The sequence below is a fragment of the Erwinia sp. HDF1-3R genome, assembly GCF_039621855.1.
GTDB lineage: Bacteria > Pseudomonadota > Gammaproteobacteria > Enterobacterales > Enterobacteriaceae > Erwinia.
In genome coordinates this window covers 409,565-429,621 of record NZ_CP155071.1, presented here as the reverse complement: position 1 = coordinate 429,621, position 20,057 = coordinate 409,565, and the positions used below count along the sequence as shown (strand labels likewise).

The 20,057-nt window shown below is 56.1% G+C and carries 16 protein-coding genes; 3 read left to right on the top strand and 13 right to left on the bottom strand.

Annotated features, from left to right (window positions below):
- The first annotated feature begins 276 nt into the window (after positions 1-276).
- Positions 277-795: a zinc uptake transcriptional repressor Zur gene (zur, locus tag AAGR22_RS01890; protein ID WP_345829950.1), complete on the top strand. Its 519-nt coding sequence runs from the start codon at positions 277-279 to the stop codon at positions 793-795.
- Between the two features lie 191 nt (positions 796-986).
- On the opposite strand, the gene AAGR22_RS01885 is transcribed toward zur, so the two are convergent.
- The 4 genes from AAGR22_RS01885 to AAGR22_RS01870 form a co-directional block, all read right to left on the bottom strand.
- Positions 987-1,196, bottom strand: coding sequence for a CsbD family protein (locus tag AAGR22_RS01885; protein WP_067704503.1), 210 nt, complete (start codon positions 1,194-1,196; stop codon positions 987-989).
- Positions 1,197-1,442: 246 nt separating this feature from the next.
- Complete coding sequence (gene dinF, locus AAGR22_RS01880; protein ID WP_345829949.1) at positions 1,443-2,774, bottom strand: MATE family efflux transporter DinF; 1,332 nt, start codon at positions 2,772-2,774, stop codon at positions 1,443-1,445.
- Between the two features lie 137 nt (positions 2,775-2,911).
- Entirely contained in the window at positions 2,912-3,520 is a 609-nt protein-coding gene (gene lexA, locus AAGR22_RS01875) for a transcriptional repressor LexA (protein WP_067704511.1), read from the bottom strand.
- A gap of 107 nt (positions 3,521-3,627) precedes the next feature.
- The gene (locus AAGR22_RS01870) at positions 3,628-3,996 is read right to left on the bottom strand and encodes a diacylglycerol kinase (RefSeq protein ID WP_067704514.1); all 369 of its coding nucleotides are present in this window, start codon (positions 3,994-3,996) and stop codon (positions 3,628-3,630) included.
- A gap of 128 nt (positions 3,997-4,124) precedes the next feature.
- Between AAGR22_RS01870 and plsB the strand changes: the two genes are divergently transcribed.
- On the top strand, positions 4,125-6,548 hold the full coding sequence (gene plsB / locus AAGR22_RS01865) for a glycerol-3-phosphate 1-O-acyltransferase PlsB (protein WP_067704517.1): 2,424 nt from the start codon (positions 4,125-4,127) through the stop codon (positions 6,546-6,548).
- A 19-nt stretch (positions 6,549-6,567) separates the two neighbouring features.
- On the opposite strand, the gene AAGR22_RS01860 is transcribed toward plsB, so the two are convergent.
- The 9 genes from AAGR22_RS01860 to pgi form a co-directional block, all read right to left on the bottom strand.
- Entirely contained in the window at positions 6,568-9,672 is a 3,105-nt protein-coding gene (locus AAGR22_RS01860) for a hypothetical protein (RefSeq protein WP_345829947.1), read from the bottom strand.
- 126 nt (positions 9,673-9,798) lie between these two features.
- Positions 9,799-10,680, bottom strand: a complete 882-nt coding sequence (ubiA, locus tag AAGR22_RS01855; RefSeq protein ID WP_345829945.1) for a 4-hydroxybenzoate octaprenyltransferase — start codon at positions 10,678-10,680, stop codon at positions 9,799-9,801.
- 1 nt (position 10,681) lies between these two features.
- Positions 10,682-11,209: a chorismate lyase gene (gene ubiC / locus AAGR22_RS01850; protein WP_067704529.1), complete on the bottom strand. Its 528-nt coding sequence runs from the start codon at positions 11,207-11,209 to the stop codon at positions 10,682-10,684.
- Positions 11,210-11,300: 91 nt separating this feature from the next.
- Positions 11,301-11,699 carry a phosphate-starvation-inducible protein PsiE gene (gene psiE, locus AAGR22_RS01845; RefSeq protein ID WP_067704532.1) on the bottom strand — a complete coding sequence of 133 codons (399 nt, stop codon included), beginning with the start codon at positions 11,697-11,699 and terminating at the stop codon, positions 11,301-11,303.
- 121 nt (positions 11,700-11,820) lie between these two features.
- Positions 11,821-13,917 (bottom strand): YjbH domain-containing protein, encoded by a 2,097-nt coding sequence (locus AAGR22_RS01840; RefSeq protein WP_345829942.1) that lies wholly within the window; start codon positions 13,915-13,917, stop codon positions 11,821-11,823.
- Entirely contained in the window at positions 13,917-14,672 is a 756-nt protein-coding gene (locus AAGR22_RS01835; protein WP_345829941.1) for a capsule biosynthesis GfcC D2 domain-containing protein, read from the bottom strand. The genes AAGR22_RS01840 and AAGR22_RS01835 overlap by 1 nt, the downstream gene beginning before the upstream one ends.
- Positions 14,669-15,316, bottom strand: coding sequence for a YjbF family lipoprotein (locus AAGR22_RS01830; RefSeq protein WP_345829939.1), 648 nt, complete (start codon positions 15,314-15,316; stop codon positions 14,669-14,671). The genes AAGR22_RS01835 and AAGR22_RS01830 overlap by 4 nt, the downstream gene beginning before the upstream one ends.
- Before the next feature lie 77 nt (positions 15,317-15,393).
- The gene (gene yjbE, locus AAGR22_RS01825) at positions 15,394-15,642 is read right to left on the bottom strand and encodes an exopolysaccharide production protein YjbE (protein WP_067704547.1); all 249 of its coding nucleotides are present in this window, start codon (positions 15,640-15,642) and stop codon (positions 15,394-15,396) included.
- Between the two features lie 734 nt (positions 15,643-16,376).
- Positions 16,377-18,026 (bottom strand): glucose-6-phosphate isomerase, encoded by a 1,650-nt coding sequence (gene pgi, locus AAGR22_RS01820; protein WP_345829937.1) that lies wholly within the window; start codon positions 18,024-18,026, stop codon positions 16,377-16,379.
- A 218-nt stretch (positions 18,027-18,244) separates the two neighbouring features.
- On the opposite strand from pgi, the gene AAGR22_RS01815 reads away from it, so the two are divergent.
- Positions 18,245-20,050, top strand: coding sequence for a sodium:proton antiporter (locus AAGR22_RS01815; RefSeq protein ID WP_345829935.1), 1,806 nt, complete (start codon positions 18,245-18,247; stop codon positions 20,048-20,050).
- Positions 20,051-20,057: the final 7 nt, after the last annotated feature.

Sequence of the window (20,057 nt, the reverse complement as noted above, 5' to 3'; positions counted from 1 at the left end):
ATGCCGCTATTCCTTATCTCAAGGTAGTCAGTAACGTTTGTGGCTGCAAATTACATAAACGATGTTTTATAGACCTTTTACGTCATATCCCCAAATGCTCTGACAGATTAAGAGTGCTTAATGATAGCCACTTTAGTCAAATACCAATCATTTCTGGAATTTTTTCAGCGGCTTACCCTTGACGGTTAATCAACAAAAGAGGGGCGCGAGGAGATTCGGCGTTTTGTGGCGGGCGTGATAACATAACAATTCGATCTGGCGTGAGGGGGAAGAAAAATGACCATTAGCAGTGCTGAAAAAATCCTGTCACAGGCGGAATCACTTTGTCAGCAGCGTAATGTAAGACTGACGCCTCAGCGTCTGGAAGTGTTGCGGCTAATGAGCGGACAGCACGGGGCCATTAGCGCCTACGATTTGCTTGATCTGCTGCGCACCACGGAACCTCAGGCTAAGCCCCCTACCGTCTATCGCGCGCTGGATTTTCTGCTGGAACAGGGATTTGTTCATCGCGTTGAGTCGACCAACAGCTACGTTGTCTGCCATCATTTTGAGCAACCCTCCCACACCTCTGCCATGCTGATCTGCGATCGCTGCGGGTCTGTCGCCGAGAAGCACGCGGAAGGGGTGGAAAATATCCTGAATACGCTGGCCCTTAACTCAGGCTTTACCCTGTCCCATAGCATCATCGAAACGCATGGATTATGTCGGGACTGTAGCGAGGTTGAGGCCTGTACCCATCAGGACAATTGCCACCACGATCACACCCAGACTGCCGGTAAAAAGCGCGGACGCTAACCGGAATGAGAGAAACGCTCCCAAAAATATAATCAGGCCAGTGACGAGGTACAGATTGCAGGTCGCTGCTCAGGTGAGGTGTTGGTAAAGGTTCAAAAGGGATTGCGGAGTTTAAGCGGCACAGTCCATGTGCCTGGGTAGGAGTATCTTCCTGAAACGCTTTAATGCTGTCAGAGAAAAGAACTTACTTATCAGAAGCGGTGATTATTGTGGCTTTCCCAGTCGCTGACTTCTTTCTCAGCCTGGTCTTTTGCGTAGCCATAGCGCTCCTGAATTTTACCGACCAGCTGATCGCGTTTACCTTCTACGACGGTCATGTCGTCATCGGTCAGCTTGCCCCATTTTTCTTTCACTTTACCCTTCAACTGTTTCCAGTTACCGCCGGCTTCATCTTTATTCATCTTGTGTCTCCTGACTTTGAGTGTAAAGAGCGTTAGGTGTAATAGATTTAGTACAATCGTCTAAGCATAACGCCTGGCAGCAATATAAAACGCTGCTCAACTGCTTAACCTAACGATAATTGTAGTAGAAGATGAGGGGATTGCACGGAACGACACGATAATAAGCGGCAGATTAAGACTATTCCTGACCCGGCAGGTAAAAAACTCTTTTTTATCAAAGATTAACCAGGAAATGCAAGATACATGTCACTGACCCGGAGGCAAAAACCACGTTCCGTTGCGCTGGTGCCGCCGCCATATCGCGCCCAGCGTTAGCCCTCTTAACAGCAGAAAAACCGTCATCGCCAGCCACAGACCGTGATTCCCCAGCACCGGAACGCTAATCAGGGTCAGGCCATAACCCAGCGCCGCCAGTGCCATGCTGTTACGCATCTCTGCGGCGCGGGTTGCACCGATAAACATGCCATCCAGCAGGTAACACCAGACGCCGCATACCGGCAGAAGGACCTGCCAAATCAGGTAGCGATCCGCCTGGTGCTGTAAAGCAGGGATCGAGGTAAGCAATGCGACAATATAAGGCCCGGCAAAGGCATAGAGCAGTGAGAAAAACAGCGCGACCCATCCCGCCTGACGGCATGCAGCGTGCCATACCAGCAGCAGCCTCTGCCTGTCGCGCGCGCCAAAGGCCTCGCCCGAGCAGGCTTCAACGGCATAAGCAAACCCATCCAGCGCGTAAGCCGTAAAGGTCAGGAACATCAGCAGTACGGCATTGACCGCGACGATGTCGCCCCCCAGCCGTGCGCCCAGTACTGTTAACGAAAGGAAGCAGAGTTGAAGCAGCAGAGAACGCAGCATGATATCCCGGCTAAGCCTGAACAAACGTCCAGGCCCGCCCCGCCATGCGCTTTTTAGCAGCGCCGTCGGAATGCCACGCATCTTCATTACGCGCCAGACGAGCAGCAACCCGACGGCCAGCGAACAGTATTCCGCGATAACCGTAGCCGTAGCCGCCCCCTGGACACCCCACTTCAGCCCGATCACCAGCCAGAGATCGAGCAAAATATTCACCAGATTGCCCACAACCAGCAGGATGACGGGCGCGCGGGCATACTGAACGCCAAGCAGCCACCCCAGCAGCACGAGGTTCGCCAGCGTGGCAGGCGCGCTGAGCCAGCGGATATGCATAAACAGTGATGCCTGGTACTGCACGTCAGGATCGCCGCCGACCAGCGTCAGCGCCAGATGCGTAAGAGGGGATTGCAACGCGATAAAAGCCAGTCCGGCCGCCAGCGCAATGCAGAGAGGCTGCATAAGCGCGCGTGCAAGCTCGGCGTTGTCGCCGGCACCGAAAGCCTGAGCGGTCAGTCCGGTGGTGCTCATACGCAGAAAAAGCAGCAGCATAAACAGGAAGCTGGTGATGGTGGTGCCGATCGCGACGCCCGCAAGATAGACAGGCTTATCGAGGTGGCCAATGACAGCGGTATCGACCAGCCCCAGCAGCGGCACGGTAATATTTGAGAGGATCATCGGCAGCGCAAGCCGCCAGAGGCTTTTGTCAGCAGCGTTTAAAAATCGCATCGGTATCCACTGCGCGACGGGTGTCTGCGCAAGTCACTGTCATACACATCGTCTGCTGAGTGGTAGCCAACGATAAACTGACGCGCTGGCGAGGCGGCGCGTCAGTTAACAGTCAGTTAGAACGGATAAAACGGTTATCAAACCCAGTTACCGTTACGGATCACACCCACGGCAAGACCTTCAATCGACAGGGTCTGCTGGCGAAGATCGACGACGATCGGCTCGAAATCGCTGTTTTCAGGCAGAAGATGGACCGTATTGCCCTGCTTTTTCAGCCGTTTGACGGTAACTTCATCATCAATACGTGCAACCACAACCTGGCCGTTACGCACTTCCTGGGTTTTGTGAACCGCCAGAAGATCGCCATCCATAATGCCAATATCTTTCATCGACATGCCGCTCACGCGCAGCAGGAAGTCGGCGCTGGGTTTAAACAAACCTGGGTCAACCTTGTAGTGGCCTTCGATATGTTCCTGGGCCAGCAGCGGCTCACCGGCGGCGACGCGGCCAATCAGCGGCAGGCCTTCTTCGTCTTCCATCATCAGTCGAATGCCGCGCGAGGCACCGGACACAATCTCAATTACGCCTTTACGTGCCAGTGCCTTGAGATGTTCTTCCGCCGCATTTGGCGAGCGGAAGCCAAGCTGAGCGGCAATTTCTGCCCGCGTTGGCGGCATGCCGGTCTGGTTAATATGGGCGCGTATCAGGTCATAAACCTGTTGCTGTCTTACCGTTAGTGCTTTCATCCCGCCCCCTGGTTGTTTATACAGTCGACTGTGAGTATATACAGGTATTTGCGCGTTGAAAACCTAAAGATGGACAAAAAACAGCAGTTTGTCTGATTCTGGAACGTCTATCGCATATGTGGCACTAACAACATCAGCCAGGTGGTCATCGCCATAAGAATAGTCAGCAGCACTGCCGCTGAACCCATATCCTTTGCGCGGCCTGCCAGCGGGTGCCGCTCACTGCCGATGCGGTCCACTATCGCTTCTATGGCGCTGTTAAGCAGTTCAACCACGACTACCAGCACCACCGAACCGATCAGCAGCACCCGGGTTATCGGCGTCACGTCCAGCCAGCAGGCCAGCACGATGGCGACAAGCGCCACAATGGCTTCCTGACGAAAAGCCGCCTCGTTCTGCCATGCCGCACGCAGTCCCTGCCACGAATAACCTGCGGCCTTGATAATTCTGGTCAATCCGGTGACGTTATTTGTCATAATGAGGGAACCCTTTGAACTGTTTAACGTCAATGTCTGAGTGGCGCACATTTTGCAACACCACAGATCTCACTGGCGCTTTCTGGTATGCTTGCCGCGCTTTGCTAACAAGAGGCTTCATGTTGTCTATGTCAGGTTGGCGTAATTTATATTATAACCTATTGAATTTACCGGTTAAATTCTTACTAAAGAGTAAGGCGATCCCCGCCGAGCCGGTCGCTGAACTGGGGCTTGATACGTCGCGCCCTATTATGTATGTGCTGCCTTACGATTCAAAGGCCGATCTGCTCGCGCTACGTGAACAGTGTCGCAAACAGGATCTCCCCGATCCCTTAGATCCGCTGGAAATCGATGGGACAGTGCTGCCCCGCCATGTCTTTATTCATGACGGTCCGCGCGTATTCCCCTATTTTGTGCCGAATATTGAATCGGTGAAGCTGTTTCACGAATATCTGGATCTGCACCGCAGCAACCCGCTGCTGGACGTGCAGATGGTCCCGGTATCGGTGATGTTTGGCCGCGCCCCTGGCCGTGAGGTTCAGGGCGAGAGTCAGCCCCATCTTCGCGTGCTTAACGGCATTCAAAAGTTCTTCGCCGTACTGTGGCTGGGCCGTGACAGCTTCGTGCGCTTTTCGCCGATGCTCTCTCTGCGGCGCATGGCAACGGAGCACGGCACCGATAAAACCATTGCTCAGAAGCTGGCTCGCGTGGCGCGCATGCATTTCGCCCGCCAGCGCCTGGCCGCCGTTGGGCCGCGCCTGCCCGTTCGCCAGGACCTGTTCAACAGGCTTCTGCAGTCCAGGGCGATTGCTAAAGCAGTAGAGGACGAAGCGCGCAGCAAAAAAATCCCCTTTGAAAAGGCTCAGCAGAATGCCGTTGAGCTGATGGAGGAGATTGCCGCCGACTTCTCTTATGAAGCGATACGCCTGACCGACCGCATTATGGGCTGGACGTGGAGCAAGCTTTATCAGGGTATTAACGTTAACGGCGGCGAGCGCGTACGCCAGCTGGCACAGGATGGACACGAGATAGTCTATGTTCCCTGCCATCGCAGCCATATGGACTATCTGCTGCTCTCCTACGTGCTCTATCATCAGGGGCTGGTACCGCCGCACATTGCTGCCGGGATCAATCTGAACTTCTGGCCTGCCGGGCCGATATTCCGCCGCCTGGGCGCGTTCTTTATCCGCCGTACCTTTAAGGGCAACAAACTCTACTCCACGGTATTCCGCGAGTATCTGGGCGAGCTGTTCACCCGCGGCTACTCGGTCGAGTATTTCGTTGAGGGCGGACGTTCGCGTACTGGTCGCCTTCTTGATCCGAAAACCGGCACGCTGTCGATGACCATTCAGGCCATGCTGCGCGGCGGCAACCGTCCAATAACGCTGGTGCCGATCTATATCGGCTATGAACACGTTATGGAGGTGGGCACCTATGCGAAGGAACTGCGTGGCGCGACCAAAGAGAAAGAGGGCTTTTTACAGATGGTGCGCGGGTTACGCAAGCTGCGCAACCTGGGCCAGGGTTACGTCAACTTTGGCGAGCCGCTGCCGCTGGTCACTTATCTGAATCAGCGCGTCCCGGAATGGCGCGACGCCATCGATCCTATCGAAGCGCAGCGTCCCGCCTGGCTCACTCCCGCGGTTAACGACATCGCCTCGCAGGTGATGATGCGTATAAACAACGCCGGAGCGGCTAACGCCATGAACCTCTGCGTCACCGCCCTGCTGGCCTCGCGCCAGCGCTCGATGACGCGTGAACAGCTGATTGCACAGCTCGAGTGCTACGTACAGCTACTGCGCAACGTGCCCTACTCACCCGATGCCACGGTGCCGGATATGACCCCGGAAGCGCTGCTTGATCATGCGCTGGGCATGAACAAGTTTGAAATCGAGCAGGATAATATTGGCGAGATCATCATTCTGCCGCGCGAGCAGGCGGTGCTGATGACCTATTACCGCAACAATATTCACCATATGCTGGTCATGCCGTCGCTTATCGCCGTCCTGGTCATGCAGCATCGCGAGCTTACCCGAGCCGAACTGCTGCGCCAGATAAGCGTTATCTATCCGATGCTTAAAAGCGAGCTGTTCCTGCACTGGAATAAGGAAGATCTGCCGACGGTGCTTAATGGACTGGTCAGCGAAATGGCCCGCCAGGGCCTGCTCACCGCTGATGAAGAGAGTCTGCGCCTCAGCCCGGCCCGCTTCCGCACCCTGCAGCTGCTGGCGGCGGGCGTTCGCGAAACGCTACAGCGCTACGCCATCACCTTCTCCATCCTCAGCGCCAACCCGTCAATCAACCGGGGTACGCTGGAGAAAGAGAGCCGGACCATGGCTCAGCGCCTGTCTGTACTGCACGGCATTAACGCGCCGGAGTTTTTTGATAAGGCGGTCTTCTCCACGCTGGTGCTGACGTTACGTGATCAAGGCTATATCAGCGATACCGGCGATGCCCATGTAGAGCAGACGCAGCGGGTCTATCATCTGCTGGCCGAGCTGATTACGCAGGAAGTGAGAATGACCATCGAGAGCGCGGCGGTACACGAGTAACCTGTCGCATAACTGATAATCAGGGCGATGAGGGATCATCGCCCTGAGCAGGCTCTGGTTCTGGCTCAATAATCCCGTGAGCTATCATCGCCTGCGCGATGGTACCCTGCCAGTGCCGGGCCGTTTCCTGAGGGGGCGTATTTCGCAGCCTGCCGGCCAGCTCCATCGCGCACGCCTCGGTAAACTGGCTGCACGCTACCCGCTCTTTGTTGCTGTGCAGAAACTCCAGCTGGCTGTTAACATCCAGCCTGCTAAAGATGGCATTCATCAGCCTGTCTTTGTGCGCCTGCGACAACTCCTGCCAGGCCTGATTCGGGAGCGACTCATCAACGATCCCCACGCTACGGCTGAGATGACTTTTCTCGAGGGTAGTAACCAGATTGTTAGCGCCAAAGCGCCGCATCTCCGGCTCGCTATTCCACATATCCTCCAGGCTTAGCTGACACTGCAGCATCACCGCCTGTTCCTGCCCCGTACGGGACACGCCGGGCATACCTGATTCCGTCAGCCCAAGGATCAAATCGTGCAGCGCCTGACGATCGTCCGAGTCGGCCATCTCTGTCATCACGTCCCGGCTGCTTAGCAGGAAGTTAAGGTACCCGACAATCGACGCGACTTTATTGAGCGTATACCCATGAGAAACGGCGGCGTTTGCCCGCAGCTCACTCACCCCGGCGGTATTTCGCTGGCTGTCGCTTAACGGCGTGGCTTCGTTTTTCCCCACCTGGCGTAGCCTCTCGCTCAGAGGCTTATGTAAAAGCTTCTGCTGCTGCTCCGGCGTCAGAGCATCATTCACCAGCTTATTGGCCAGATCCCGCGCGGCCTGCGCGGTGAAGGGGGGCCTGTCGAGCTGCATCTCTCTGCTCAGCATCCAGAACCGCTCGATCAGCTCGGGCTTGTTCTCCTGACCAAAGGATAAACGCATCATCTTGCCGTCATAGCCAGGCAGAGTGCCAATTCCCCCCATATTGCTTTCGGTAAAACCAAAAGAGCCCCTGGCGCGGATTAGATTACCATCAACCATGTCAACCGAATTAAGGGTCAGCGTTTCGTCGCTATCACCGCGTATCAGGAGTTTAGGTAAACGCTCATCGGGCTGGTGAGTAAAACTATCAAACATCGCGAAGGGTTTATCGGGGCGGTGTCCGGCGAAGCGGGTATGACCGTTTTCTCCGTTAAAGCAGTGCTTAACGACAAAATTGGCATTATCAATGGCGGTTTTTAACATCTCGGGTTCAGATTTTATGGCTGCGCCGGTGAGATGCGTCAGCAGCTGGCTTTCATCATTGCCAAACCAGTTCTGGCTCGCTTCGTAGCGTCTGAAATCCGCCTGCGCGCTTTCATTTTCCGGGGTCTTCGCGCCAACCAGGATTATGCTTCCTCCCAGCACTTTTGATGCCCCCAGATTGGCAAACTTTTGATGGCTCTTACAAAGCAGCAAACGAAGCTGGTTGTCGGCTAGCGCGGGAGCAAACTTGTCCATTAGCGCTTTCATCTCACCCCCTTTTTCAATCGTGGTGTCGATGACAACGTTCAGCGGCGCATTTTTGTTTTTACGCGCCTCAATCTGCTGCCCGATACCCTCAATAATGTCATTCAGTGCCCAGCTGTGCTCGGGCTGGCTACTGTGAGGAACAAAGCTGTCGCTCAGGGAAGTATAAAATGCGGCATCGTGGGGATCTGAATCGGGAGGCGTATCGAAGCTGTCGGCATACTCCTGAGCTTCATAGTAAAACTGAGAACTTTTGCTGCCATTCATCAGGGGTGCCAGACGGCCACCTGTCGCCATCGTTGCGGTGTCGATGCCTTCCGTGAGCGCCTGCATGCCGGAAGAGAGTAAAAAGGCTTCAGGCGGCGCTAATTTTGCTGCCTGCTGCTGTGAGAGCGATTCGCGGATGCGGTGTGATGCAAAGGATTTGAACGCCCCCGGAGCATAAGGACGTACCGCGCTTAAAACAACCTGCAGCTCTTCCATCAGTGCGCGATGCGCATTACCAAAACGGGTACTGTCCGTTGCCAGCGCGGGCATGGAATCAGCGATATGCCGTATCCCCTGTAATCCCTGCGCCACCAGCGGGTTGTGCTGATGCCTCTGTGCCAGGTGCGGAACCGTCAGCGTATGCAGCAATGTAAGAATCATATCGGCATCGGCGTGCGCTAATGTCGCCGTGCTAAGGATATCGGGAACCTGGCGGAGCTGCGCGAGGGTACCTTGTGGATCGGGTGAGCCCAGCGCCCTGATCATCTGAAGATTTTGCACCCGGGGATCGCTGATCTGTGGACTGGGTTTACCCTGTGGCACAGCGGCATGGCGTGCGACCTGGTACGCTGACGGACGTGCACCAAATTTATCGATTAAAATATCTATCGCCTGCCAGTCCTTATTGCTGGTACAGCCGATCGCAACAATACCGGGCGCAACCTGTTCCGCTTTTATCGGACCATGATTGTGTCCCCGCGCGTGAAACTCTTTAAGAATTTTATCCGCCATAAACTCGCTGTTAACGAAGTGCTGATCCTGCTGCTTAGCCTGGGGATATCGCCGCTTATAAAGATGCTCACAGAGGAGGGTCGTATCCCCGGAGGGAGCCATACGCTGATAGTACCCGTTCATATCATGTGCTAAGTCCAGCTTACTAAAAGGCGCTTTGCCACCGTTATCGTCGTGAGCAAACCCCAGACCATACTGGGCGGCAGCCACCTCGCCACCTGGCGTGCTCTGCAACTGCGCACAGCGCATACGTTTCCAGGGTTGCGACCCGAGCAGATCGGCCGTGGCGGCTTTTTCATAGCGGTGCTGCGTCACCAGATGCTTATATAAATCCAGACTGAGCGCACCCGGAACGCCGTCCAGGTCGTCTTTCGCACGCGCCGCGTTTATCTGCTTCTCAACATCGGCAATCTGCTGCTGGAGGTGCAAAGGGGGAGAGCCATTGTCCAGGCTCTGACGGCGGGCGATCGGGCGACCACCCTGATGCGCCTCGCCGGTGCATAAGCGGGCGGTAATACGGTCGCGCTCCGTGGGAGCCAGCTGCGCAGGTTGTTGGGCTGGCGCAGAGTTTGCGCCAGGCGACAGAGGTTGTAGGGGTGGCGCAGGATTTGCGCCAGCCGAAAGTGATTTCATGGCTTCACACCTTTTCTTATAAAAGAAACTGTGTGGTTTTTAATCAGGACGGGTTCCCTAAAATGCTCTGCCCGCCCTCTCCCAACCCTTTTTGTTAGCCGTCTACGCTCTCTCCGGCCCCTTCTGTTAGCCGCCAGCCAGCGGCGCAGTGCTGAGAACGATGCCGGCAAACAGCAGCAGGCCCACGTAGTTATTATTCAGAAAGGCCTGAAAGCATGCCTTTCTCTCCCGGTCGACAATCAGCTTTTGCTGGTAGATAAACAGCGCGCCCGCCAGCAGAACAGAGAGGTAAAACAGGCTACCCAGCTGCAGCATCCAGCCGGTAATGACCATCAGCACCAGCGTGGCCAGCTGTAGCAGCCCGATAATCAGTCGGTCAAAGCGACCAAACAGGATTGCCGTAGACTTCACGCCGATTTTTAGATCGTCGTCGCGGTCAACCATCGCATACTGCGTATCGTAGGCCACCGTCCAGCAAACGTTCGCCAGAAACACCAGCCAGCAGGCTGGCGGCACCGTTTCGCTCACCGCAGCCCAGCCCATGGGAATGGCCCAGCCAAACGCAGCGCCCAGCACCACCTGCGGCAGATGCGTGTAGCGCTTCATAAACGGATAGACCCAGGCCAGTGCCAGGCCGCCCAGTGAGAGCCAGATGGTCATGGTATTCATCGTCAGCACCAGGCAAAACGACACCAGTACCAGTCCGGCAAACAGCAGTTTCGCCTCCCTGGAGGTGACTGCGCCGCTGGGGAGCGGTCGCCCCTCGGTACGCTTAACGTGGCCGTCAATTTTGCGGTCGGCAAAATCGTTTACCACACAGCCCGCCGCACGCATAAAAAATACGCCCAGCACAAAGACCAGCAGCACCTTCATCGGGGGCAGGCTCATGCCCGCCAGCCACAGCGCCCACAGCGTTGGCCACAGCAACAGCAGCGACCCGATGGGCTTATCAATACGCATCAGTCGGCTGTAGGCCTGGAGTTTACCCGCGGGGAACGTTCTCTCCATGCTACAGGCTCCTGTCCATTGGGTGGGATGAGTAAAGGGGGGCAGCGGGTAGAAACAGCTCGGTCAGCAGCAGCGGCTTGTCGGAGAGGCGCAGGCGTGAGCGACGCCCCCACAGCCCATCAACCTGCCCTGGCTCAATAAAGTCACGCGTCAGCGTGGAAGAGGCAAACAGGTAGCGTCCCAGCGGGCGCGTACCCAGCTGCTGTAACATCTGCTCCGGGCCATTCAGCGTTGACGCTGGTACCAGGGTACGGCCAGCCAGCCAGGGTACGCCGTCGCCGCATAGCAGGATCTCACGCAGCCAGTAGCGGGTCTCTGCGGGCAGCAGGGCGACCTCGTCGCCCGCCTCCCCGGCGCGAATAAACCCTTCCTGCTGGACCTCCACGGTCACCTGGCTGCAGTGCCGCTCCAGGCGCCGGGTCATTGAGTCTTCTTCCATCAGCCAGTCAAGCAGAGGGGGCGTGAGCAGCGACGAAGTCACAGGCAGCCATGCCATGGCGCGCAGTTGTGCCAGCGCGTTATCAGCCATACGGCGTCCTCGGATAAAAATTTCGGTGCCATAGTGTAGCGCAGTCGCCGATCGGGTACACCGCTGCGGGTGCCATTATCGGAAATTTTGACTACTCACGCTTCAGACGATTGCTGTTCGCCAGCCACAGGGTGATCACCAGGATCAGGATCGCCACGGCGTAGGCCAGCGTGTCTAACGGGTTTTCATGGTCGACAATAATCAGCCGGATAATGGCGGTAATGCCGATATAGACGAAGTAGCGCAGCGGGAAGTGGTAGCCGGACTGGAAATACTTCACGATAAGCGCGATAAACTCGAAATAGAGGAAATAGATAACAATGCCGTCGATCAGCAGATAGGAGGAGGTCTGCTCCCCGGTATTCAGTAGCACATTGGCCAGATGAAACGTTTCCCTGCCTAAAAAAACCACCAGAATACAGGCCAGCATAATCAGGCCAATATTCAGCACCATCTGTAAAATCCAGGCAATACGCGAAGCGGTAATCATGCAAACTTCCTCAAAAAAACACGTTATTCGTCAGGAAAGTCCTGGCACGGATAATATGCTTTAGTGTGATGAAGTTCACAAGTTTAGTTGCAGGCCGCGTAGGGACGCGGCCTGCGGCAGGTTAGCGGAAATCGATATCGCGATCGGAGGTCATATCATAAAGCTGGTATTTACGACCGAGCATCTGGCCACCGTCGCGCGTCAGCGGCGTCCAGTTAACCTGAGCGCGTCCTCGCGTTGGTGAGGCGGTAAACAGATCCATCGGAATCGAGATGTAGAAGCCTTTGGTGAAGTCCCCTTCGCCGTAATCTTCCGCCGACACGTTGGTTTTGGTGGCGTAAGCGCCGACTATCACACCGCTGTCAAACTGACGTGAGACATCGATCGTCGCGCCTTTATCCTCGGCCAGATACTGCCCGACGCTCGCCTTCACCAACACCTGATTGTTGAAGAAAGAGGGACGCCAGTAGGCGGTCAGATTACCGGTTTTGGCGTGGTAGCTGGTAAACTGCATCATGTTGTCCCAGTCACGCTGCTTAACGTAGTTGGCATCAATACCAAACGCCCAGTCAGAGTCCAGCGGACGGTAGAGCACTTCGCCCCCCACGCCGCCGTACATCGTTTCCAGATAGCCGCCATACATCTGCCCGTAGAAGCCATTCCCCAGGGCGTGCATGTAGTTAGCCTGCAGGTTATTCACATAGACGTTATTTTCGACGTAATCACGAATATGGGTACGCACGCGCGGCAGCGTGGAGTCGGTCGGTGCGCCGTTGTAGTTAAATTTGTCATAGTTATTCGCCAGGTTGGCAAATACGCTGCCGTCCAGCAGCAGGTGGTCGGTGAGCCAGTAGTTGGCATTGGCCATCACCCCAACCTGATAGAGATAGAAGCTCTCCGGGCCGCCGACCGACTGATTCAGTACCGGCGCCAGACTGTAGTCCAGCCGGTCTGCATCAATATGGTAGCCCTGCTCGGTATGGCCCGGATCGACCGGCTCCACCCGCTGCTGATCGAGGGTTTTCTCTTTACCCAGCGGATAGCCTTCCAGCTGCTGGCGCAGGCTGTCAACGCGGGTTACGGTGGTCACCTGCGGCATATTGCTACGGGTTTCCGTCACGTTCAGCGTATCAACGTTGGCAGGCAGGTTGTTCATCATGATCACGTTGGCGCGATCGACCCCTTCCTGCGTGTTGCGGTACTTACTCTGCTGGCCGGTGGCATACAGGGTATTGCCCTTCACCTGTAAATTCGGACCGTTCAGCCCGGCATTATATTTCAGATCCGTCAGCTGGCTGGCGACGACGGTTGGCTCCAGGAACCTGCTCTGCGGCTGAGGCTTATAAGCCGGTTTCGGCACGTCAGCGGCGGCAGAGTGCAGATCGTTAAAGTTGGTGCGCAGCGTGAATCCGGCCATAAAGGTGTTGCCGCGCTCGTAGCTGACGTTGACATCGGCCCAGTCGCTGAGGCGATAGATTGCGCCCACGTTAACTTTACTTTTCTGCTCCAGGCGGCCCGCAAAATCATCCTGATAATCGTTGCCTTCGTACTCTGCTTTAAGGCGCAGCGGCTGCCACGGCGTCTGATACTCCACGCCGCCAAAGATCGCGGCCGGACCTTTAAACAGGTCCTTACCGTTAACCGATCCTGCCGTGCCGTTGCCGTTCGAGCGATTACAGAAACTGCTGTCGGCCTGGCAGAACGGATTTTTTACCGTGCCGCTGTTGCCAAGGTAGCCGGTGCCCATCCCCAGGGTGAAGTCGAACGGTCCCCAGGCCTTGGTCGCCACGACATATTCGCTGTCGAACAGGCCGGTACCGCCCAGGTCACGCGCCCCGACTGAGACTTCCGGCAGCCAGTAGCCCTCCTGCCACAGCCGCGCTTTAAGATCGAACGCCTTATCTTTATAGCTCTGATTGCCACTGAAGCTGTCCACGGCGCTGTAGCGGCGGGTTTTTACGTCGGTATAGCGGATGGTGGCTTCCAGCCACGGAAACAGCTGCACCGATGAGGAATAGAAGCGGTACTGGTCGTTATAGCGGTAGTTGAGGCTAAATTCGCCATCTTTTGCCATACGCGCGGTCGGCACCTGCATCAGGCCAACCCCGCCGAAGTCAGACTGCGATGGCCCAACCGGATCGGCAAAGGTCGCGGCCTGCGCCTGGCAGGCACAGGCAACGGAGACAGCCAGCAGGCTGAGAAGACAGGTTTTTTTCATCAGTCAGGGATCCGGTGCGTCAGTACAGAAACAATCTGCTGGTTGAGATCGTCATAATCGCCGGGCAGCGACCATGAGGAGAAGCCAACGTAAATAGTGCTACCCGCTTCGGGTTCAGCGTGACGCCGGTTCCAGTAGGCGACTGGCACCTCCGTTACCCTGCCCTCGGGTGAAATCAGCACGGCGGTATTACGTTCGGCACCGGAAAGGCGGTCGTGCGCATCAAGGTAGTCAACCACGCTGCGGCCAGGCTGCCATGAGGTTTTGCCGCTGTCGGTGATAAGCCCCGCAAGGGTCAGCGTGACAGGCTTGTGCAGCGTATAGACGCTGTAGTCACCCTCAAGACGGCGATTCTCCGCCGGGCGCATACGCACCCAGTCAGGATCGAGGTTAACAATCTGCCGCCCGGTGACCCTCACCGCCGCAATCTGCTGGCGCAGGTTATCGACCACTGCCGCCTTGTCGCCGTCATCATCCGCACGCAGCCGGGCGCTCCAGCCCTGCAGGCGCGCCAGCAGCTGTTGCTGCTGCTGAATGGCCGCCGCCGTTGCCAGCTTTTCGGCGATCACCGTCCCGGGCCACCAGGTTTTTCCCATCAGCGCCGGGCTGGAAACCAGCTGCGCGAGGTTTTGTGCATGGTCAACCGTGGAAGTTTGCGTCTGGCCGGGGGAGTACACCGTAACCTGACTTTCTGCATAAGCACTTAGCGAGACGCCAAGTGAGATCCCTGCGAGGAGTAGCGTTATTTTTTTCATGATTTCGCGGGCTTCAGGATTGTGGTTTCAACGAGGAAGTCATCGCCGGTGGGCTTCTGCTGTGTCTGACGAACCTGTCCGGTGGTGGTGTCGATCCAGAAGGTGTTGGTCCATGCGCTGCCGTCTGCAGCGATGGAGACCTTCTCCTGCCATACCCGGCAGGCCACGCGGCGACCGGCGATATCAAGTATCCGATCGTTCAGGCGGCTGAAGTGGGAAACGGCCGTCCCGGCACGGAATTTACCGCTCTCTGTCCAGCTTATCAGGCGCGTCCAGCTTGCTCCCTCGGTCAGATGCAGCGGATCGGCCAGCGGATCCTGCTGGAGGTTTGTCACCTCAGTCAGGTTGTCTCTCAGCCCCAGCGTTTTGACCACGCGGCCGTGCTGCGTGACCACCATTGAGCGGTCGCGGGTGATCCATTTTTGCTGGCCGTTTTCGTCAAAGCCCAGCACCACAAAGATGCGCTGCCCGCCGTCGACGCGCAGATACATGCTGGCATAGGGAAGGCTTTCAACCTGTTCATCGGAGACCTGAACATCATCCGGCCCAAGCAGGGCGAGTTTAACCGTCTCTCCCAGCCCTTTTTGCGTTTGGGTACAGGCCTGGAGAAACAGGCACAGAAACAACAGTGGTATGTAGCGCAACGGTGTGAGTCCCTGAAAAGTCTGACAATGTCGAAAAATAACCACACGGGCGTGTGGTTATGATTAATTTTGAGTACTTAACGCGTGGTGCTTGTGGTTGTGGTGGTCGTGGTACCCGTATTGGAACCATTACCGCCACTACTCGCCGCCAGCGCAACGCCGACCAGTGCGCCAAGCGCACCCACACCTACTGCGGTCGCGGTTCCCGTGGAAAGCGTTCCCGCGGTCGCACCGGCTGCGGTGCCGGTCTCTTCTGGTGCAGCAAACGCAGCAGAAGCACCCGCTAAGTACACTATGGCTGCAGCAGCACATAAGACTTTTTTCATAGCATTTCCCTTCATTGAATGAATGGATATCGCCTGAAGAGTTTCAGGCGCGTTCAGTATAAGGCAATAAATTACCAGAAATCATGAAGCGCCCCTGGCTGGCAAGGGGGAGTCTTCGCGCGCGGAAAATCGAGATTATTCAGCTTAATATGGTGATGTTTATCGAAATGATGCGATATATTGAAATTTATGACTGAATTAATGGCTTTAATTAGTACCATTCGCCATTAATGACTTTTTCAGGGGAAGCTATCGCTTAACGGGCTTTGTGAGGAGGGGTGAAGCTTAATAAGAGTTATTTTTCAACGAATTAGATATTAACTTTGCGCCAGATCGCAGAAATCCCGGCACAAACGTTTCAGAATTATCCTGCCAGAAAACACCCTTTATGGGTCAGTTTTAAGAATATCCTCATCCTCGTACAGGCGACTTGAGTAAATATTGGGGGTAATTATGCGCGGCATAAGGCTTTTCCTAACGCCGGGGAGTGATTTAGCGGGCGGGATGGGCTAATACGGATCTGTCAACCAGGACCACCGCAGAATATGCTGGCGCTGATGCTATAAAGGGGTGCAGCCACAGACCTCGGTGCAAACCGCATGGCGCGGCCGCTGTAGACCTGATAACAGAGCCGGAAGCGGATCCTCCCCGGCCCTGTAGACCTGATAGCAGAGCCGGAAGCGGATCCCCCCGGCCCTGTAGACCCGCTTAGCGCGCTGCGCGAGCGAGGTTAATTAACCGCGCCAGTTTTTATAGCGGTTAATCAGCCCGTTAGTGGAGCTGTCGTGGCTGCTGATCTGCTCGCTGCCGGAAAGCTCGGGCAGAATACGGTTAGCCAGCTGTTTGCCCAGCTCAACGCCCCACTGATCGAAAGTGAAGATGTTAAGGATTGCGCCCTGGGTGAAGATTTTGTGCTCATAGAGCGCAATCAGCGCGCCCAGGCTGAACGGGGTGATATCGCGCAGCAGAATGGAGTTGGTGGGTCGGTTACCTTCAAACACCTTGAACGGCACCACGTGTTCAACTTCGCTGGCCGATTTGCCCGCATCGGTAAACTCTTTCTCCACCACCTCGCGCGACTTCCCAAATGCCAGTGCTTCGGTCTGCGCAAAGAAGTTTGACAGCAGCTTGGCGTGGTGATCGCCCAGCTTGTTATGCGTCACGGCCGGGGCAATAAAGTCACAGGGGACCATCTTGGTGCCCTGGTGAATCAGCTGATAAAACGCGTGCTGGCCGTTAGTACCCGGCTCACCCCAGATAATAGGGCCAGTTTCATAGGTAACCGGCGTACCGTTGCGATCAACGTACTTGCCGTTGGACTCCATATTGCCCTGCTGGAAGTAGGCCGCAAAGCGGTGCATATACTGATCGTAAGGCAGAATCGCTTCGGTTTCGGCACCGAAGAAATTGTTATACCAGATACCGATCAGCGCCAGGATCACCGGCAGGTTCTTCTCGGCTGGCGTGGTGGAGAAATGCCTGTCCATCGCGTGTGCGCCGCTGAGCAGTTTCTCAAAATTATCAAAGCCCACCGACAGAATGATTGACAGGCCAATCGCTGACCACAGCGAGTAGCGTCCGCCGACCCAGTCCCAGAACTCGAACATATTGGCGGTATCAATACCGAATTCGCCCACCGCTTTAGCGTTAGTAGAGAGCGCGGCAAAGTGCTTCGCAACGTGCTTCTCATCGCCCGCTGTTTTCAAAAACCAGTCGCGCGCGCTGTGGGCGTTAGTCATGGTTTCCTGGGTGGTGAATGTTTTTGACGCCACCAGGAACAGCGTGGTTTCCGGGCTGAGATCCTTGACCGTTTCGGCAATATGCGTGCCGTCAACGTTGGAGACGAAATGCATATTCAGGTGGTTTTTATACGGGCGTAGCGCCTCGGTGACCATAAACGGACCGAGATCGGAGCCGCCGATACCGATATTCACCACGTCGGTGATCGCTTTGCCGGTATAGCCTTTCCACTCACCGCTGATGATGCGCTCAGAGAATGACTTCATCTTCTCCAGCACCGCATTCACTTCCGGCATCACATCTTTGCCGTCAACCACAATCGGGGTATTGCTGCGGTTACGCAACGCTACGTGCAGTACCGCCCGGTCTTCGGTGCGGTTGATCTTCTCACCGGAGAACATCGATTTAATGGCGTCCTGCAGGTCGGTCTCTTTTGCCAGCGCCTGGAGCTTCTCAAGCGTTTCGGTAGTAATGCGGTTTTTCGAGAAATCCACCAGCATCCGATCGTCAAAAGTGGCAGAAAATTTGGCAAAGCGGTCGCCATCTTTGGCAAACAGGTCCGCGATGCTGATATCTTTCATTTCTTCATAATGCTGCTGCAGAGCCTGCCAGGCAGCGGTTTGTGTCGGATTGATATTTTTCATAGCAACACACTCTTTTTATTTAAGAACCGTAAATCAGACCGGACGCCATGTTAGCGGAAGCGTCTTCTGCAACACCTCTTTTGCTGCAACAGGCTAAAACTATCAGGGGCAGGATTTTCCCACCCTTTTGTCCGGGGTTATTTATAATTCATGCGACGGGGATTAACGCCGTTCAGCTTTTCAGTATGACTATTCTTACCGTCGAAAGGAAAAATTTTATGGAGTTATCCGCCCCACTGCTGTTGGTTATCATCGGACTAAGTTCACTGGTAGCCCAGTGGGTAGCCTGGCTGCTGCGATTGCCTGCTATTCTGCCCCTGCTCATTTTCGGCATTGTCCTGGGGCCTTTTTGCCACGTTTTGCAGCCGGATGCGCTGTTTGGCAGCCTGCTCTTCCCCTTAGTCTCACTTTCTGTGGCCATCATCCTCTTTGAAGGCGCGCTGACTCTGCGCTTTGATGAAATTGACGGCCTCGGCAGCGTGGTACGTAATCTGGTTAGCATTGGCATGCTGCTCACCTTCCTGGTCATTAGCGTGGCCTGCTGGGGGCTGCTGAACTTCCCCCCGGAGCTGGCAGCGCTGGTCGGTGCGGTTACCGTGGTGACCGGCCCGACGGTGATTGCGCCCCTGATGCGCGTAGTGCGGCCTAATAAAGCCATCAATCAGATCCTGCGCTGGGAAGGCATTCTTATCGATCCCATTGGCGCTATTTTTACCCTGATGGTGTTTGAATTCATTGTCCTGCGTCAGAAAGCTGAATCCTTAACGCATCTGTTCTGGACGCTGGGCTTTACCGCCGCCGTCGGCCTGATTGCCGGGGCGCTCTTTGGCTGGCTGCTGGGCATCGCGCTGAAGCGCGTCTGGCTGCCGGGATACCTGCAAAACTTTGCGGTGCTGGCCGTGATGCTGACCGCCTTTGGCCTCTCCAACGCCATTGCAGATGAGTCCGGGCTGCTGACGGTGACGGTGATGGGCGTCTGGCTGGCCAATATGCGCGATGTCGATCTCACGGACATTATCGCGTTCAAAGAGGAGCTGTCGGCGCTGCTGATCTCCGCGCTGTTCATTATTCTGGCCGCCCGGCTGGACGTCAGCGCGCTGGTGGCGATGGGCTGGCCGCTGATTGGCCTGCTGCTGGTGGTGCAGTTTATCGCCCGCCCGCTCTGTATTGCCGCCTCGACCCTGGGGTCAAGCCTGCACTGGCGTGAAAAGCTGATGCTCAGCTGGATCTCACCGCGCGGGATTGTTGCCGCTGCCGTGAGCTCGCTGTTTGCGCTGACGCTGGAAAAAATCGGCTATCAGGGCGCGGACAGGCTGGTGACGGTGGTTTTTGCGGTAATTATTGGCACCGTGGTGCTACAGAGCCTCACCAGCGCCGTACTGGCGCGGGGGCTGCGCGTCAGGCAGCGCGAGCCACACGGCGTGCTGATTATCGGGGCGAACAGCGTGGCTCGTGCGCTGGCCCTGGCCCTCAAAAAGCTGGATATTCCGGTTCGGGTCACCGACAGCAGCTGGGAATACTATCGTCAGGCGCGCATGGAGGGGATCCCGGCGTGGTATGGCAACGCCTGGTCCGAGTATGCAGAAAACTTCCTCGACCTCAGCGACACCGCGCAGGTGCTGGCCCTGTCCCCTAATCGCCATCAGAACGCGCTGGCGGTCTATCACTTCAGCCATATTTTTGGTGCCGATAAAGTGGCCGCCATTCGCTCGGGGGCCACGCTGAAGGGGCGACGGGACAGTGAAAGCCCGCGCTTCCGCCGGCATGAAGTGTTGTTTGGCCCGCAGCAGACCTATGCCCGGCTGAGCAGCCTGCTGGCGAAGGGGGCGACGCTCAAAGCCACGCGGCTGAATGAAAACTTTGGCTGGCTGGAGTACCTGGAGAAAAACCAGGGGGTGATCCCGCTGTTTGTTTATAACGAGCAGGGAAAGCTGAGTGCGGTTAAGGGTGAACAGACGCCGCCGCTCCCCTGCACGCTGATTGCGCTGGTGCAAAATGAGATCCCCTCAACCGGCAGGGATTGACAGCGAA